At 51.8% G+C, this 16,586-nt stretch carries 12 protein-coding genes, 1 tRNA gene and 1 CRISPR repeat array; of the genes, 3 read left to right on the top strand and 10 right to left on the bottom strand.

The annotated features are described in order from the left end of the window. Window positions 1-171: 171 nt before the first annotated feature. The 3 genes from AC1EKS_RS07455 to AC1EKS_RS07445 all read right to left on the bottom strand — a co-directional run bounded on the left by AC1EKS_RS07455 (window position 172) and on the right by AC1EKS_RS07445 (window position 2,789). Entirely contained in the window at window positions 172-1,506 is a 1,335-nt protein-coding gene (locus AC1EKS_RS07455; protein ID WP_481010340.1) for an MFS transporter, read from the bottom strand. A gap of 166 nt (window positions 1,507-1,672) precedes the next feature. Then, window positions 1,673-2,005 (bottom strand): branched-chain amino acid transporter permease, encoded by a 333-nt coding sequence (locus AC1EKS_RS07450; protein ID WP_481008512.1) that lies wholly within the window; start codon window positions 2,003-2,005, stop codon window positions 1,673-1,675. 1 nt (window position 2,006) lies between these two features. Further along, a complete protein-coding gene (locus AC1EKS_RS07445; protein WP_481008513.1) occupies window positions 2,007-2,789 on the bottom strand; it encodes an AzlC family ABC transporter permease in 783 nt (260 codons plus the stop codon). A gap of 208 nt (window positions 2,790-2,997) precedes the next feature. Between AC1EKS_RS07445 and AC1EKS_RS07440 the strand changes: the two genes are divergently transcribed. After that, window positions 2,998-3,085, top strand: a tRNA-Ser gene (locus AC1EKS_RS07440). A 474-nt stretch (window positions 3,086-3,559) separates the two neighbouring features. After that, window positions 3,560-4,597 (top strand): hypothetical protein, encoded by a 1,038-nt coding sequence (locus tag AC1EKS_RS07435; RefSeq protein ID WP_481008514.1) that lies wholly within the window; start codon window positions 3,560-3,562, stop codon window positions 4,595-4,597. A 346-nt stretch (window positions 4,598-4,943) separates the two neighbouring features. Here AC1EKS_RS07435 and AC1EKS_RS07430 read toward each other — a convergent pair whose 3' ends face one another. After that, entirely contained in the window at window positions 4,944-5,213 is a 270-nt protein-coding gene (locus AC1EKS_RS07430; protein ID WP_022864807.1) for a hypothetical protein, read from the bottom strand. Between the two features lie 658 nt (window positions 5,214-5,871). Between AC1EKS_RS07430 and AC1EKS_RS07425 the strand changes: the two genes are divergently transcribed. Further along, the gene (locus tag AC1EKS_RS07425) at window positions 5,872-6,654 is read left to right on the top strand and encodes a DUF4190 domain-containing protein (protein WP_481008516.1); all 783 of its coding nucleotides are present in this window, start codon (window positions 5,872-5,874) and stop codon (window positions 6,652-6,654) included. A 316-nt stretch (window positions 6,655-6,970) separates the two neighbouring features. On the opposite strand, the gene AC1EKS_RS07420 is transcribed toward AC1EKS_RS07425, so the two are convergent. The 6 genes from AC1EKS_RS07420 to cas9 all read right to left on the bottom strand — a co-directional run bounded on the left by AC1EKS_RS07420 (window position 6,971) and on the right by cas9 (window position 16,548). Then, window positions 6,971-10,432 carry a hypothetical protein gene (locus tag AC1EKS_RS07420; protein ID WP_481008517.1) on the bottom strand — a complete coding sequence of 1,154 codons (3,462 nt, stop codon included), beginning with the start codon at window positions 10,430-10,432 and terminating at the stop codon, window positions 6,971-6,973. Between the two features lie 238 nt (window positions 10,433-10,670). Continuing rightward, window positions 10,671-10,904 carry a hypothetical protein gene (locus AC1EKS_RS07415; protein WP_101930665.1) on the bottom strand — a complete coding sequence of 78 codons (234 nt, stop codon included), beginning with the start codon at window positions 10,902-10,904 and terminating at the stop codon, window positions 10,671-10,673. Further along, window positions 10,901-11,140: a hypothetical protein gene (locus AC1EKS_RS07410; protein ID WP_481008519.1), complete on the bottom strand. Its 240-nt coding sequence runs from the start codon at window positions 11,138-11,140 to the stop codon at window positions 10,901-10,903. Before AC1EKS_RS07410 ends, AC1EKS_RS07415 begins: the two co-directional genes overlap by 4 nt. 97 nt (window positions 11,141-11,237) lie before the next feature. Continuing rightward, a CRISPR array of direct repeats spans window positions 11,238-11,924; the repeat unit is 37 nt; unit sequence GCTGGGATTCAGTTCTTATTTACCCCTGATATGCTTG. Window positions 11,925-11,975: 51 nt separating this feature from the next. Beyond that, window positions 11,976-12,296, bottom strand: a complete 321-nt coding sequence (gene cas2, locus AC1EKS_RS07405; RefSeq protein ID WP_481008520.1) for a CRISPR-associated endonuclease Cas2 — start codon at window positions 12,294-12,296, stop codon at window positions 11,976-11,978. A gap of 5 nt (window positions 12,297-12,301) precedes the next feature. Then, entirely contained in the window at window positions 12,302-13,189 is an 888-nt protein-coding gene (gene cas1 / locus AC1EKS_RS07400) for a type II CRISPR-associated endonuclease Cas1 (protein WP_481008521.1), read from the bottom strand. Between the two features lie 8 nt (window positions 13,190-13,197). Next, a complete protein-coding gene (gene cas9, locus AC1EKS_RS07395; protein ID WP_481008522.1) occupies window positions 13,198-16,548 on the bottom strand; it encodes a type II CRISPR RNA-guided endonuclease Cas9 in 3,351 nt (1,116 codons plus the stop codon). Window positions 16,549-16,586: the final 38 nt, after the last annotated feature.

Here is a 16,586-nt window from a genome sequence, read left to right as displayed (position 1 = left end):
CAAAGCGCAACCGGCAGGAAAACTGAAATTAGAGTATGAAAATCCTAAACTTATGAGGTTTTCGCGTACTTTTCCTCAATTTTTCTCCGCTGGCGCGGATCCCCTCAGTTTTTTGGGGGGTATAGGAAGTCAGCGGCGTTGTATTATCTCCGTCCGCGCGTCCCCTGCTCCCTAGTTTCCGGTGTCGCGTGACTGATGATCCATTATCCGCTGGCGTTCGGCGCGTTCCTCCCGGCGCCTCATTGCCCGCTCGCGCGGCCCTTCAATGGTGAGGAAGGGGCGAGAGGCGCGGACAGTAACATCAACCTTCCAATGTCGCCACAGCCAAATCCCTACTACTATCGCTATCAGCAGCGAAGCGAGGGCACCGACTCCTAGTGACCACCGCGGCCCCCAATGTTCGGCTACCCAGCCAATTATTGGCGCCCCAATCGGGGTGGTTCCCAGGAAGAAGAGGAAATAGATAGAAAGTACTCGTCCTCGGATTTCTTCATCGGTAGAAACTTGGATAGTGGCGTTAGCGCTGGTAAGCAGGTTCAGCATCACGAATCCGGTGGGAATCAGCAGGAGGGCGAAGATTTCGTAGGTGGGAGCTAACGCGAGCGCGCCCTCTAAGATTCCAAATAGCACCGCCGAGACCACCACGGTAAAAACGCGTGGCTGACGCCGCCGGGCAGCTTGTAGAGCTCCCGCCAAGGCGCCGATCGCCATAATCGACCCTAGTAGACCGTATTCACCTGCACCTTTACCGAATACTCGGGTGGCCATTACCGCTTGGGTGAGCTGGAAGTTCATCCCCAATGCACCCACTACCGTAAGGATCGCGATGATGGCTTTAATATCGGTACGGTTTTGCACGTAGCGCAGCCCTTCGCGCATCATTCCTTGGGTGCGAGAGGTTTTTTCCCGGCTAAACAGCCTGGTGGTGTCCATAAACGCCAGGCCCAGAACTGGCACGATAAACAGCACGCAGTTGGCAATAAAAACCCAGCCCGGACCGATTCCGGCGATCATGAAACCGGCCAAACCTGGCCCGATCAAGCGCGCCGAGTTAAAGGCGGTCGAGTTTAACCCCACCGCATTGGGCAGATCTTCCTTAGTGACCAGTTCGGAGACGAAAGCCTGCCGCGCGGGCGAAGTTAAACAGTCTGCAACTCCGGTTACCAGAGCGATTAGATAGATATGCCAGAGGGCAGCGACTCCCGTGAGCAGCAAAATCCCGGTTATGAGCCCGCTAAGGGCAACTATGCATTGGCAGATTTGGATGATGCGGCGCCGATTAAACCGGTCTGCCACCATTCCGGCAGGTATCGACAGCAACAATTGGGGCAGGAACTGGAGCGCAGTGACCACCCCGACCGCAAAACCGGATTGGTCGGTGAGTACCATCAGCACCACCCAGTCTTGGGCTACCCGCTGCATCCACAGGCCGGTGGAGGCGAATATATTGGACATCCACCAGAGCCGATAGTTGTGGTATTTGAAGGAGGTAAATGTGCGCGACAAATCTACCTCCTCAAACCTTGCTGCTTAAAACCCCGCGTATTTTTACCCTAGTCCCCTTGAGTTCTGGTCGGCACCTTTCCACGCTTTAAGCGTAGCCGCGCCGGCGAGGGCGAGTTTAGGGGCGAGTTTCGGAGGCTGTCCCCGGTGTTTTAACCCAGTCGCGCCCTCATGCCAGCAGCATCCCTAATGCCCAATAGCTGGCGACACCTGCCACGATAGATGCCATCGCGTTTGACCATTTCCAGTGGATAGCAGCGGTTATTAGAATGCCGCCAGCCGCGGGCACCCAGGAGGCTACCGAGTGAATATCCGTGTCCATTAGCGCATAAACCACCAGGATTACCATTACTCCCAGCGGCATACTGGTGGCGACCAAGCGTACCAGCGGCGATTCTTCTTTCCCGCGCAGTGCCACGAAGGGGAAAGCTCGCAAAGCGTAGGTCACTGCCCAGATCACGGCGATAGCACCGAGGGCGTAGGGGTAGGTTGCAGGGTTCATGTTAGGCACCCTCTTTCCCGGAAGGAGTGCGGCGCATTACCCAGACGCAATGCAGCAAAACGACCACGGTGAAAAGCGAAAGCGCGGTGATGAGCATATATTTTCCGCACCAGATCGCGCCGATTAAACCACATGCCAGCGCGGCTAACCCTAGCAGCGGATAGTCGCTTTGCCGGTAGGCATCTATTGCCAAGGTGACAAACAGGGCGGGCAGGGCGAACCCTAGGAAATCGGTGTCGAAGGGTAGAGCTTTGCCCACGAAGGCACCCACGGTTACCCCGCCTACCCAGTAAAAGTGGCAGAGCAGATTGATTGAGAGCACTACCGGGCCGGTTAGGCGCTTATCTGTCAGGTGGGAGGCGTTGAGCGCATAGGCTTCATCGGTTAGGGAGTGGATTACATAAAGGCGCCCGGGGCCGGATTTTATTTTGCGTAGCGGGAAACTTAGTCCGTAAAACACATGCCTAAAATTCACGAACAGGGTGGTGAGGGCGATTTGGAATAAATCAATCCCGCCTAGGATGAGGGAGACCGCAGTGAACTCCATCGAGCCGGCATAGATAATGGCAGCCGATAAAATAGTCAGCCAAATAGGGAATCCTTGGGTAACCGCAAAAGCACCGAAAGCTATTCCCAGCGGCAGATACCCCATGCCCACGGGACCGGTTAGCCGCGCGGCTTGCTTTAGCGCTGATCGCGGTGAGGGCGCAGGTATTGGCACTCCTCCTCGCGATTGCCGGTCAGGCGGCTGGTGGTCATTGTGCATGTTCATCATGTTAGGCATTTCGGATTTTTGTACGCCGGGGGTCTTAAACCCTGGAAATGGGACAGAGGCGAGATACTCCCTCCAGAATTGGTGTTTTGCCAGTCGGGAGCGGAATCTCTGGAAGTTTTGAGCAACCTTGGCATCGAGGAGCTAGTGACCGGATGCACGCGAACAGTTTTTGCCGCTAACCTTGCTGTCCGTTAAACTATGGAGGTGCTTTGACATTGGAGATGTCGCATAGTGGCCTAGTGCGCTCCCCTGCTAAGGGAGTTGGGGTGGATAGCCCCTCGAGGGTTCGAATCCCTCCATCTCCGCTGATAGATATAGGTTTAGTCCCACCGCGCTTGTCCATTTGTATCCGTAGTACATTTCGTTTTCCATTCGCCCGAAGAAGCCTTAATCTGCCCGCCAGCACCCCACTTCCCGAGTGCGCAAATGCAGCCAATCAGCTGGTAGACCAGCTACTTGGAACCGGATTCGCGGCGGGTTCACTACTCTTTCCACCGCCAGCCAAGCTGTTGTGGAACTGAGAAAAATGAGGACGCGGCTAGCGGATTAGCCTACGCGCTAACCACCTCGTGCGGTTCCTGCATCTTGGCGTATTTGGGAATCGCGCTGACGGCATCGTCATAAATAACTACCAGCCAAATCGGCTACCGAGCCATTATTTTGGCGCCCCACAAGCAACTCGCTTAGAGTTTTATGACTACCATTACTGGACAAATAGGCCTTTCTTTTTTAGTCTATTTAGGTAAGCCTAACCTAAGTAGACCGAAGGACTTCTGTAGATGAAAAAACTGCCTAGAATATTGACTGCACTGGGTTTGAGCGCACTGCTGTTCCCGCTCGGTGTGACTACAGCGTCAGCGGTAGAGAATCCGCTGAAATGCGATAGCGGCATCAAATGTGGACCATCTTCGTTCTACAAAGTGCAGGCGACCTATGTTCCCACCCAAAACGACGGTGCAGCAAAGCCGTGGGGAGAAGTTAGCGCAGAGGTAGTTGGGGAAAGCATTAAGAAGGTTCCTGCAAATACGGCGGAAGTAGAATTCACTTATCGCGTGAGCGCGACGCAATTACCAGTTACTCCCCCGCGTTTTAGTGTACAAATATCCACCGAAGACTATACGGCGAAAGCTTATCGCGTATTACTCACCAAAGACGGCGCACCGGTAGAGGCGCAGTGCACTATGACGCCGGAAACAATACCCGCACAGGGTAAGGCAATAGTGAGCTGCCCGATGGTGGCGGAGGCCAACAAGCTGGAGCTGTGGCATGCCGACCCCGGTATTCAAGACATGTATGCCAGGTGGGATTTGAATTCGCAACCCCGCCCGCAGGCGCCAAGCGTTGACCAGAATTTGCAAATAACCCACACCGCTAGCGCCGGTGAGGTACAGGCACAGGCGCTAACCGGCACGGTGAAAGACGGAAAATGGGAAGGAGTGTTTACCTACAAAGTAAAGCCTTCCCAGGTTGGCGGGGAAACCGTTAGCGCCGCACCAACGATTACGGTGGTCAGCGGTAATTCTTTGACCGCCGGCGATTTAGCACAAGTGCCCGCCGTGCAAGTGATGACGGAGGCTACGCCGGCACCCGAGCCGCAACCTGCGCCGGACACACAACCGCAACCGGGATCGCAAACACGACCAGTACCAGCTCCGGCAGCGGACAAGCATAATTCTAAGATCGTTAAGAAAACTGTGATTGCCAACAAGTCGGACGGTAAGCAACTACCGCAGACCGGGGCAACTTTGCCGCTCTTCTTGCTAGGAAGCGGAATCCTGGTTTCGGCCGGAGTAGCTATACGAAAAATTTCTGCCTAGCTTTATTCGCTTAAGAGTTAGGGCTAGATAGAAACTGGCGGGTTCCTAGCATAATTTGCGCTAGGAACCCGCCACTTTCATCTTCGCTATTGTCATTGGGTTCGTCAGTTATCGTCAGTTTTCTTCATTTTGTTTGGCGCGCCTATACCAGCAGTAACCGAATCCCCCTCCAGGTGTGAAACGCTACATTCATTTCTACTACAGCCATCGCATCAAACTCACCCTCGGCGGATTAACCATAAAACAATACAGACACCACTACTAGCCGGTAGTCTAAAACTGCCCAAAAAATAATCCGCACCTCCATTCAGGTATTAACCGCGCATTTTGAAAAACATTCCTTAGGTTAAGCGACCTGCAGGGATTTGAATTTTTTGTATGCTCCCGCTCTAGTCATCCCTAAATAGTCACCTATCATTTCCCAAGTTGCCCCCTCTTCCCTAGCGGTACTTACCGCTTGGGCAATGGCGTCCTGGGCACGTTTTTCTGCCTGGATTGCTGCTGCTAGTTGCGCAAGTCCTTTACCGCGGTAGACGGAAGCCACCGGGTCGGGTCCTGCCCCATTGTTAGCGTTTTCAATCTCATCAATCATTTCTTCAATAGTCCGTTTACTCATCGCTTCCTCCTTAAGTATTTCGGTCTTGCTTTCATCGCATGGAAGATGACTTGGTTTCGGATTCCTATTTCCAGAAGCGTGCCATCTGTGCCAGCTCCTATCACTATGCGGTATCCGTCCATGGGGAATACATCTATAGGGGTATTTACTGCGTGGAGTAGGTCTATGGTGCTTACGCCGTGTTTATAGGCGCTTTCCTTAACCTCCACCTTGTTAACTTTAGTTAACAAATCTGCGTCATGTCAACCACTGGAAACAATACTGTTTCATTGCCGGGCAAACTCTCGGCAGATAGTTGGTTACGCAGGAGATGGATTCTCCCTCCCCCACTTATTTTCTTAGTCCAGGCAATCTCTCCGGCACCAAGCAAATCACTTTGCGGGGGAACTTTTGGCCAGACGCAATGCATTTTTAGATAAGGAATCGCTAAATCTGCCCCTAGTAGCCAAAAGGCGGCAAATGCACTTGACAGCGACCCCCCCCCCCGAGAAAATTACCATGTACTGAATGAAGGGATTATTTCAGAGTTTTGCTAACGAAAGATTAGGAAAATAAACCGCTCTTACCTCGTCCTTCAGATACAAACTTGTAGGTCTTGCCTTCCCGGCTAAATCCTACAAACTATTTCAACATTAAAAATCACAGAAAGTAAGTAGACATGTCGGATCCACAGCCTCCAGAGCAAAGCACTACTCAAGGACAAAATATGCAGCCGCCGATTGCGCCTAAGAAAACCTCAGGTTTAGGGATTGCTTCTCTTGTACTAGGTATTGTCGCAATAATCGGCTCTTGGGTTCCTATTCTCAATAACCTCTCTTTCCTACTAGCCGTTATTGGTCTAGTGCTTGGAATCGTAGGCATAGTTTCTATCCGCAAGGGCAAAGTAGGAGGAAAAGGGCTAACGATTGCAGCAATAATCATCAACGTTGTTGCTATCGTGATCGTTATTTGTACTCAGTGGGTGTTCGGGAAAGCGCTTGATGAGGTATCCAAAGAAGTGAACGCTGGATCGACAGTTGTCAGTACGACTCAAAAAGCTGATGCCGGTGATTCCAAGAAGACTGAGCAGAAGGCAGACAACTCCAAGCTTGCTATCGGGAAAGCTGTTACTTTGGACAATGGTTTACAAGTATCAGTTGATTCTAAAGCCGAAAAGACTGATCAGGCGGGTGAAAAATACCTGCTTGTGACCGTCACCTACAAGAATACCGGGTCTGATCCAGTAGATTACAACGAGTTCGACTGGAAGCAAACGTCTAATACAGGAAGTATGGAAGATCCAGGGATTCCTCTCCTGGACGAAGAGCCCCTAAGTAGCGGAACCTTAAAAGCCGGTGGAACCGTGACCGGGATTGTTCCGGTCAAACCGGATGCTGCCAGTATTTCCTACTTCGGAAACATCATGGACAAAGAAGCGTTAGCTACCTGGTTACTCAAATAGGTTCTAAATAATACCTAGTTTTAACCTCTCAATCTTTTGGCTACCTCTTGGCTCCACGGTCAAGAGGTAGCCAAAACTTTTTAAGGGAAATACAGTGCCGCTGCTGATTCCCTCAATATGATCAGCCCTCTCCACTGGTATTGGATATCCGGAGGCGGGGCCTTGGGTTTCGAGTCACGTTTACGCCGCTGCACCTGCGGCATAGCCCGAGGGTGTCTTCCAACAGTTATTCCCGCCCCACCTACACGGATAATAATCATCCCCGGGCTTCGTCGGCCCGGGGATGATTATTAAATGCTTTCGGAAATTGGGGCTCCTATACTTCTCGCGAGCGGCGGCGACTGGCGGCTACCAGTCCCACTCCGGTGATTACCGCTAGCGAGTTCAACGCCAGCAAGGTAGTTACCGATACCCCGGTTACCGGCATTTGCTCGCCGGCCGCCGGTTTCCCGGTAGTGGCACCTTTAACTACAACAGTTCTGACGGTCTTTTTGCCGCTAGGTTTCTCGCCAACTTGGAATTGGAAGCTAGCACTCTCGCCCCATTCATTGGTGGCGGTAATGGTGTGGGTGCCCAACTCCTTTGGTACTTGTACGGATACATAGAATTCACCTTTGCCTACCGCCGGATGTACTCCCAGGTCGACCACGGTCGAATGCATGATTACCCGGTTCTTACTCCCCGGACTGAATCCCGTAAAATGCACCTTTAAGGTATCTCCAGGGGCAAACGAACTGGCCTTGTTAATGGAAGTGGCTGCTTGCACCTGATGGTAAAGACCATATTGTGTCTGCGCGGCTGCCAGTTTAGCTTGGGCTTGCCGGTTAACCGCGGCAGCCTCCTCCTGGCGATCCTGCGCCTCTTTGGCCAACCCTGCTAGCCGATCTGCTTCCTTCTGCGCATCCTGCGCAGCAGTAACGGTACTGGGATAGGCATTAAAGAGGGCAGGTAATCCAAGATTATCGAGGTCGCTGTCCCCAGCGGTGATCCCATCTTTCAAAGCCTGTTGCCCATCGATAGCCGCCAGTTTATTCGCCAGCGCTTGCTTAGCTTTCTGCTCCTTTTGCAGGTCGGTGGCAACTTTGGTTACCACTTCCAGGTCTTTATTTGCTTTGTCGGCGTCAGCTTGCGCCTGCTTTAGGTCTTGAGCTGCCTTTTCTGCCTTGGCTACCAGCTGATCGTGAGCCATCTGCTGCTCAGCTAGCGGATTTAGTTCCGCTTGTGCGGCCGCACGTTCGTTTTCAGCCTGGCTAACTGCCTCCTGTGCCTGCTGGTTTGCGGCGTTGGCATCCGTTAGCGCAGTATCTGCTGCTTCTTTAGCTGCTTGTGCCTGCTGCTGCGCCTGGGTAGCCGTCTCCAACTGGGTGGCAGCTTCTTGGGCTCGGGTTTCTGCCTGAGCCAAAGCTGCCTTAGTATCGGCCAACTCTTGCTGCGCGCTTCCTAACGCGGTGCCTTCAGCCAGCTCCGCTAGCTGTTTTTCCTTCTCTGCTTGCGCAGCTTCCTTATCTTTAATGTCCTGCTGCGCTGCCTCCAAGGCTTCCTGCGCGGATACTACCTTGGCTTTGGCATTCTTGAGGACGCCCTCAGCGGCAGTAACGGCTTCTGCAGCCATCTGCATTGCCTGTTCTTTTGCCTGTGCCACTGCCTCGGCCGCTCTCTTCTGGTTTTCAGCCTCCTTGACCTTTTGTTTGGCACTTTCGATAGCCGCAGCGGCGTCAGCTTCTTTGCTTTGGGCAGCTTTCCAGGCCGCATCCTTGGCTTTGGTTTCTGCCTGGGCGTCGGTTACAGCCTTTTCGTCACTGGTGACTTTTTCTCCTGCAGCTTTGGCCTTAGCCTGCAACTCTGCCAGCTTCGCCTGCGCTGCCTCCAGATTTTTCTTTGCACCCTCCGGGGTCACCGAGTTGTAGTACTCCATGAACCGTTTTTCGTATTCATCAACGGTATAGGTTTTTTCTCCCTGCTTAACCCCGTCGAAAACTTCGCCCCACACAGCGCGATACTTAATTCCCTCGCCGGCAGCGCCAGCAAAACCAGTAGCCGTAGAGTGCCCCACGATATTTAAATAGTGTCCAATTTTTGGATACAAATCAGGGTAGTTCAGCATAATATTGTAGGAAGACATAGTTGCCATATCGGGATGCTGTTTCACGGCATCGTCATAGATGGATTTCTCGGCGTACCACCTGGCCACCGGATCGCTTTTACCCCACGCTAAGTTTTCTGCTACCCTGAAGGCGCTCGAGTGCCCAATATGGTATCTGGACCAGTTGGCCTGCGACTGGGCAATCGCCATTAACCGGTCTGTAATCACATAATCGTCAAGCTTTTCGCCATTGCGTCCACCTTTGGCACGATATTGATTAACTACCCGTACCCAGGCGATGGCTTCTTTCATATTGTCTAAATTGGTGTTGTCATCCGGGGCTCCGGGTTTCAAAGTACCGTTAACCAGGGTGCCATCATCAGCTTTCGTGGTTTTATCGTTCAAAATATCGAGAGCATCGCTTGCCCCTACACTCTCGAAGAACCCGAAGCTACCTTGTTTGAACTTATTGTCGGCTTCCGCTACCGCTTTTTCAGCATTAGCTACCTCTGTTAGAGCCACCGCGACCGCGGCATCGGCTTTCTGCTTGTCCTCGCGCGCCTTTTGTAGATTTGCTTCGGCTTGCGCTTGCGCGGCTTTAGCCTCCTTAGCAGCCGTTTCAGCAGCTGCGGTCTCACCTTGGCGGGTAGCTAAAGTCGCCTCGGCATGAGCCTGTTCTGCCTGAGCAGCTGTTACCTGCGCAGCGGCCGCCTCCACTGCCTGATCAGCAGTAGCTTTATCCTTCTTCGCCTGCTCAACCGCATCACGTTTTGCCTGCAGCTTGCTTTCCGCATCGGTCACTGCGTTCCGAGCCTCATCTAGCTCTGCTTGTCGCTGCGCAGCAGTATTTTTAGCCGTCTGTACCTGGGCTTTCGCCGCTTCTACGGCTGCCTGCCCGTCCTTTAACGCTTGATCAGCGTCTTCGGTGAGCTGCTTGACCTTGGCTTCTAGTTCCGCAACCTTTTGCTGCTTGGCGCTGACATCGGCGTCAGTGGTCTGCTTCGCGCTTTCGGCTTTCGTCTTAGCATCCTTGGCGGTCTGCAAATTCGTGGCGGCCGTTTGTGCACCTGCCTGCGCGGTTTCAAGCGCCTTTTGCTTCTCTGCCTGCTTAGCTTCTGCTGCCTGCTTATCTTTTTCAGCTTTCGCTACCTTATCTTTGGCTGCCTGAAGCTGCTCGGCATCAGGAGCGGGATTATCTGCAACCGCTTTATCAGCGTCCGCTTTAGCTTGCTCGGCTTGAGCCAAGGCTTCTCCTGCTGTCTTTGCGGCGGCATCGGCGGCAGTTTTATTCTGATTAGCTTTTTCGAGCTGGTTAGCTGCGTCAATTGCCGCCTGCGCACTCTCTTCCTGCGCTTTAACTAGGGCACCGAGGGCGTCGTTCTTCGCCTTTTCACTGGCCGCAGACTTTTCCCCGGATTCTTTCGCCGCGTCCTGAGCCTTCTTCGTAGCTGCCTGTGCTTTACTATCGACCTCTGCCGCCTTCGCGGCGCTCTCCTGGGCAGCCTGCTTGGCTGCCTCCAGCTCGGTTGCCGTTTTTACTTTCGGATTGGCCTGCTGATTTTGTTGCTCACCCCCGGTGGGAATAGTGGGATTGCTAGGCTCGGGTACGGCTTGCGCAATCCCCGTAGCTGGTAGCACCCCCGCCAACGCTAAAGCGAATCCGGTGGCAGTTAGTTTTGTGGCATGCTGCTTCATTGCGTAAAAATCTCCTTTAGGTCACCCCTCAATGACCTATCTCAACCCTCAACTTTGAAATTTGGAGCGCCCCTAACGGTGATTAGAATCACCAGGGCATATGGTTAAAACCTTATCAGGTGGATTCATAGACCTCAACGGACGTAGGTCTCACTGGCGTTACCTGAGGGATAAAAGTATCCCTGCTTCGCCTCAGCTTGTACTCAGCCAGCCCTGCGCAACCAGCAAGCTAATCTGCTTAGGCAGCGAATTTTTTCATTGCACCTTGGCGGGTCATACCGATGATTTCACCGATTGCCTGCCAGGTTTGACCTTGCTCACGGGCATCTCTAACCGCTTCATCAAGCCGCTTATCTGCCCTAACCGTTTCCACCAGCGCCTGATAAACCTTAATCAAGGCGGGATCAGTAATAGTCATCTTTGGTTCGGGATCCGCTGCGATTTCTGCAAGCAGTTCTTCGTCAGTTTTCATTTCATCCACCCTTTCCTCAAGAATTTCAGTCTGGCTTTCATAGCATGAAAGATGTCCCCGTCTTGATTAACCCCTATTTCCAGGAGCTCACCATTGGGAGTTGGCCCGATAAGAATCTGATATCCGTCCAGGAAGTGCACGATAATGGCATTGCTATAAGCATGGGCTATCGCCTCGTCGGTGAAGCCGTGCTTACGCGCACTGTCCTTAATCACATTGGTAACGTTAGTTACCAAATAGCATCTTGTCAACGGATGTTACCAACAGTTTTCCAGGTCTATTCTTATTCACCCCTGATATGCTTGTATATGCCCATGCTCTCACGGTTGGGGTGCTGGGATTCAGTTCTTATTTACCCCTGATATGCTTGAGCACCGCCACATAAACGCAACTCTTGAGCTGGGATTCAGTTCTTATTTACCCCTGATATGCTTGTAGCACTACAAAACCGCATCCTCGCAGTGCTGGGATTCAGTTCTTATTTACCCCTGATATGCTTGAGTTTCAAAACTGCCAGAACTGCCAGAAGCTGGGATTCAGTTCTTATTTACCCCTGATATGCTTGACTCACAATCGGGGAAGTTGATTTTATCGCTGGGATTCAGTTCTTATTTACCCCTGATATGCTTGATGCTGGCGCTCCGCAAAGCGTTTCCGCGCTGGGATTCAGTTCTTATTTACCCCTGATATGCTTGTTTCTGAGGCGTTCCCGGAGGGCTGGACGCTGGGATTCAGTTCTTATTTACCCCTGATATGCTTGTAAGGGATTAAATAGTTTTTAGTTGTTGGCTGGGATTCAGTTCTTATTTACCCCTGATATGCTTGCCGGCGGACACGTGGGACACGCTACACGGCTGGGATTCAGTTCTTATTTACCCCTGATATGCTTGCGTGACCGCGAATATAATGACGACGACGGCTGGGATTCAGTTCTTATTTACCCCTGATATGCTTGGGTACCCGTCCACGGTTAGCCCGTAGTCGCTGGGATTCAGTTCTTATTTACCCCTGATATGCTTGATTAGGGGTAAATAACCCCAGGTTGTATAGGGTTTTGCACCCAATTTTTCCTCAAAAAATTGATAGTTGTTCCGGTTTTTCCTCTGCTTTGGTTGGGGTTCCGTTGGAAAAATGGAACGTCCTAGACCATTGCTTATCCGTTAAGAAGAGCATACGAACGTTTCCTTCGGGAGGAATACCGGCACGGACTTGACCGATGGTGGTTACATCACTCAACCCCGCCGGAGTGTACTTGGCGTAGACACTAAACTGCACCATACTGAACCCTAAATCTAAAAGCATTCGCCGATAAGCGTTTGCTTCGCGTCGGTGGCGGGCGGTATCCACCGGCAAATCAAACATCACCAGGCACCACATCGGTTTCTTACTCATAGAAACTACTTAAACCACTTAGGAGGAGAAAAGCTTTTTACTTGACTCTCTACGTAAAGGCCAAATAGCTGAGCAAGATCCTCAAAGGCCGCAGGAATACCAATGCCATCATCGCGATACTGGCTACTGGCCGCTGCCACCAGCTCGGCTTTACAATCAGCCGCAGAAGATTTACCGGCCTTTTCGAGGCAAAAAACCTCCAGATCAATCAGCGGTCGAAAAATTTCCATCAAGTCATCTACCAAGCAAAATAGGTTAGCGCGATTGTGATGAAATATCCCCAGTGATGGTTCTAAACCGGCAGCTAGCACTGCTCTTACCCCATGGCCGCGCACAATCGTATAACCATAGTCCAGCATAGAATTGATGCCGTCGCCCAACCCTGGTTGACGCGAGAACTCTTTCCCAAACAGCGCCAACCAATAATAGCGGGCCGCTCTGCCTTCGGTATTATCGGGATCACCAGAACGTACCAGGCTTACCAACTCCAACAATTTCTTGCTGTCTTTTGCTTTCCCACATAGCAGCAAGGTTTTCGCCTGGTTTTCTATTTTTCGCTTCACCACTGCTTTCCACGCAGTTTTTTGCTTAGGAACGCTCATGCCCGCCTGTGCCACCCGCCGCGCTGCCACCCGGGAATGAGGCCGCCAAGAAAAAGCTCCCGCCTCCGGAATCCCCCGCCAATCGCAGAGCAAAACACATACATCTGCAGCGGTTAAGCGATGCAACACAGCTCCGGAAAGTTTAACTCCCATCCCGATAAGGACTACCGCAACATCAGCAACTGGCAGCACCACCTGCGGTTTATCTTCTGGGTGTAGGACTACAGCTCCCACTTTAGAGGAAATTGACCCAGAAAATTGGGTCAAATCAATAATCCGCCAGGCAGCCATGCTTCCCCCTATAAAGACCAGCTGCTGGGTAGCCGTGAAGAATTTTCGCGAATATTTCCGAACACATCACGCCGGATTACCCTAGGTTTACAGGTTGAAAATAGCTTATTGACTGCCGGTCTCCAGCCTCGGCCTTGAATAATTTTTTTAGTGCCCGCCAGCGCATCTTCTGGCACACCCTCCCCAGCTAAATAAAGAGGGCGGAGTCTGAGCTTATCTTCAGCAGGGAACCCATCTACCGACCAATGTGAAAGTCCGGGATATTCCGATAATAAAGTTGCAATATCCCCTTTTCTTTCCGCAGACAAATCCAGTTCAAGCTCGTCATCGACTACAAGCCAACCCAGATACTCGGCATTGCCTTCCCGGAAAGCCTCCCGTAACTTCATTTCGGCATTACGCACCGAAATAGTTTGCTCGGGCAAATCAACCTGGAATAAATCAACCCCGACTTTGCTCGGTAAATCAACCATAAACACTCTGAGCATCGCATATACCGGTTTTTTACGGCCCGTGATTCGGTATATCCGCGCATGGTGGATAGAATTTCGTAGCAACGCCCAGCCATTCCGAACTTTGAGCCGGGCAGTCTTGCTTGGGAAAATTCCGACACTGTCCTCCGCAACAAAATGACTGCCATTAACCACTATTTTTCGTTCCGGATTAGCCGGCAGACCCTCTGCCCACACAAAGTCAGGCAAGCGAGTCAAAGCACACCACAAAGCCGGGGTTTCCGCCCGATCAATATCATTCATCGACCAGGCATCACCCAGGCGTTTACGATGAAGTTTCTTCACTTCCTCATGCAGTTTCCCGTCCCCGAGCCGCAAACGGAAATTAGAGAACACCGGAATCTGGTCATCAGCCAACGCTTGGTTATAAATTTCTGTCAGATAACGCATCTGCTCTAGCCAAACCGCATAGATCTTTTGCTGAGCAAAAGTGCTACCATTCCAGCTCTTCCAATTTTGCTCACCACCAGCCATAATTTGGCCGCGCCGAAGATTTTCTCGCTCCACCAAAGTCTGCGCTACTGCGGGGCGCATCATCGCGATAGTAGCGGCATCCATCGCATGATGACGCCTGTCCAGACGGGTTTTTCCCCGTCCTCCAATCAGATTAACCCGTCCTTCAAAACCTGAAGCTCGGCGGGCAGCAGCAGTAATCGAGCCATTAAACACTCGTACCTTAACTTTATTTTCAGAGGGTGCTTCTTTCTCCCCGCTAACATCAATTGCTGTCGCCGGCTGACCTTGCGGAGTGCGATAACGCTGCTCAATCCGATGAGCCAGTTCACGCGCCATCCAGCTGACTGCTTCCATAGAGCGGTTATCAATTTCGGGGTCTGCTTTGGTACGCGTTAACCTGTCAATCACCCCCGCCCGCAAACGTTTGTCATCCTTAACAGAGGTATCGGTAAACCAGCCTTTGACCCTAGAGATCGCCTCTTTCTGGCTAACTCCCGGAATATTTGTTTGTGCAGCCCAAACCGCGAAAGGAATATTGCTTTTCTCTTGGTTACACCGCCTACAAACCGCCACCAGATTATCCCGAGTGTTCGTAGATCCCACCCCTCGTCGCGGAACGATGTGATCCATTTCGGCAGTGGCAAAAGTAATATGGGTTCCGCAGTAAAGACACTCGCAATGTTGCCGCTGCAGCGCCTGCTGCTTGCGAATCGCAGCGATACGGGGCAACCCCGAAAGATTCTGGCTCCCCTCTATCTGCTGCCGAGCCTCCTCGTTTTTCTTAAAACGTTGCGCTTGAAAACGTTGCAGTTCATTTGCCTTTGCCTTGGACATGAACGCTTCGCGCACGTGCTCGATATTGACCTGTTGCGGAATCCCCCACTCGACTTCTGCTCGCAACAACCAGCGATTAACACCCTTCAAAACCCTGTCCACCACTGGATTACCCACCGGCTCACCCACTGGAACTGCGGGAGGCTTCCACTCCGGGGAAACCCCGAACTCTGCTTCTCGTGCCTGCTGCAAGTCAACATTATCGGCCAAAATTCGTTCGGTTATTCGCCCCAAACTTTCTACTGAATAGGCCGCTCTGCCGATAGGGAGCCTCACCGATGACTCTAGTTTCTCCAAATCTTCATCATTCAGACTGGCAACAAAATCAGCAGCTATCTGTTCTTCCCGGCTGGCAGCTTCCCCGGGTGAGGATGCGCGAGAAATCTGCTCAATAAACGCACATCTTTCCAGGTAACTAGCTGCACGCCACCACTGTTGCACTGGCTTAATACTGCACTTAGTCAAACGGATATTCGTTTCATCAACCGGCGGAGTATTCCCGGTTCGCTCTCCATCAGCCGTCAATTTTCCGGTTCCGAGCAAATCTTGACGCTCGATCCCCAAAACTTGAGCCACCTCTATCCAGGTGGGAACCTTCTTGCGGTCTGGATCGCTTAAAAACTTGAACAAAGAACTCATTTCTTCGCCAGTCAAACGGCGTTCTTTCTGTCCATCCTCATCCTCGCGAATTCGCAGATTAGCAATAATGGTGGCAATCCGATAACGCTGGAAAGCCGGATGCGCCTTTTCAGCGCGATCTAAATGCTCCTGCCCCGGCAAGGCGTCTTTCCCCACCTTTTCGGCAGCGCTACCCTTGGGTGATTTTGACGCAAAAACTCTATCGATTAACTGATTACCTAAATCTTCGCTTATTTTCTGACGGGAAAAGATTTTTTTAAGTTCTGTGGCGTAATCAGTTTGCAAGAGTTTACCGGCTAAAATACCGGCATCACCACGTATCTTTTCCCCGCGATCAAGAAGATAAAGTAGCTGACCCGGGGTCAAACCCTCAGGCAAAATTCGCCCAGTTTTTTCTGCAACTCGCGACCGCAAAGCAATCACTTCATCGGATTCCGGGTGCGAAACATGCAGACTGCTAACCGAAACCCAAGGCGAGCGCCACCCTCGATGCCGTGCTATATGCCGGATCGCAATCGCCAATTTTTCCTGGCGTAGCTGTTCATCTTCTATATATTCCTCAATAAGTTGGGCGCGAACTTTCCACGGTTCGTGCGGGTCTGGATACTTTTCCAAATCCGGTAGCGGCCAACCGAGGTCAACCAAAAACCTATCCAGCTCCGCCAGCCGCCGACGTCTATTCCTAATCAAACGGCGCGCTCTGCGGGTTCGTCCAGAAACAGCTTTCCGAGTTTCCTGGGCATCTCCGCCATCTTTACCGACACCAGCATCGTGCAACAAAACCGAAAGATTCAGAAAGGAAATCGGATTATCTTCATCATCAATCTCAAGAGCGCAGAAGCCAGTAGAGTTCCGTCCTACATCGATACCAATCCGATAGCGTCGCTTATTTTTAGGGGTAATTTCCTTGTCATTCATAGAACAAGGATAAGCAAGCAATGGGGGAAAGTGGGAGA

The sequence above is a fragment of the Varibaculum sp. C0165D1 genome (assembly GCF_056590355.1).
This window is presented reverse-complemented; position numbering and strand designations above follow the sequence as displayed.

Bases quoted from the DNA above. Each gene is read 5' to 3' on its own strand.
- AC1EKS_RS07435 (WP_481008514.1), top strand. From the start codon at position 3,560: ATGAAAAAACTGCCTAGAATATTGACTGCACTGGGTTTGAGCGCACTG.
- cas9 (WP_481008522.1), bottom strand. From the start codon at position 16,548: ATGAATGACAAGGAAATTACCCCTAAAAATAAGCGACGCTATCGGATT.
- cas2 (WP_481008520.1), bottom strand. From the start codon at position 12,296: ATGAGTAAGAAACCGATGTGGTGCCTGGTGATGTTTGATTTGCCGGTG.
- AC1EKS_RS07445 (WP_481008513.1), bottom strand. From the start codon at position 2,789: ATGCCTAACATGATGAACATGCACAATGACCACCAGCCGCCTGACCGG.
- AC1EKS_RS07415 (WP_101930665.1), bottom strand. From the start codon at position 10,904: ATGAAAACTGACGAAGAACTGCTTGCAGAAATCGCAGCGGATCCCGAA.
- cas1 (WP_481008521.1), bottom strand. From the start codon at position 13,189: ATGGCTGCCTGGCGGATTATTGATTTGACCCAATTTTCTGGGTCAATT.
- AC1EKS_RS07420 (WP_481008517.1), bottom strand. From the start codon at position 10,432: ATGAAGCAGCATGCCACAAAACTAACTGCCACCGGATTCGCTTTAGCG.
- AC1EKS_RS07450 (WP_481008512.1), bottom strand. From the start codon at position 2,005: ATGAACCCTGCAACCTACCCCTACGCCCTCGGTGCTATCGCCGTGATC.
- AC1EKS_RS07425 (WP_481008516.1), top strand. From the start codon at position 5,872: ATGTCGGATCCACAGCCTCCAGAGCAAAGCACTACTCAAGGACAAAAT.
- AC1EKS_RS07430 (WP_022864807.1), bottom strand. From the start codon at position 5,213: ATGAGTAAACGGACTATTGAAGAAATGATTGATGAGATTGAAAACGCT.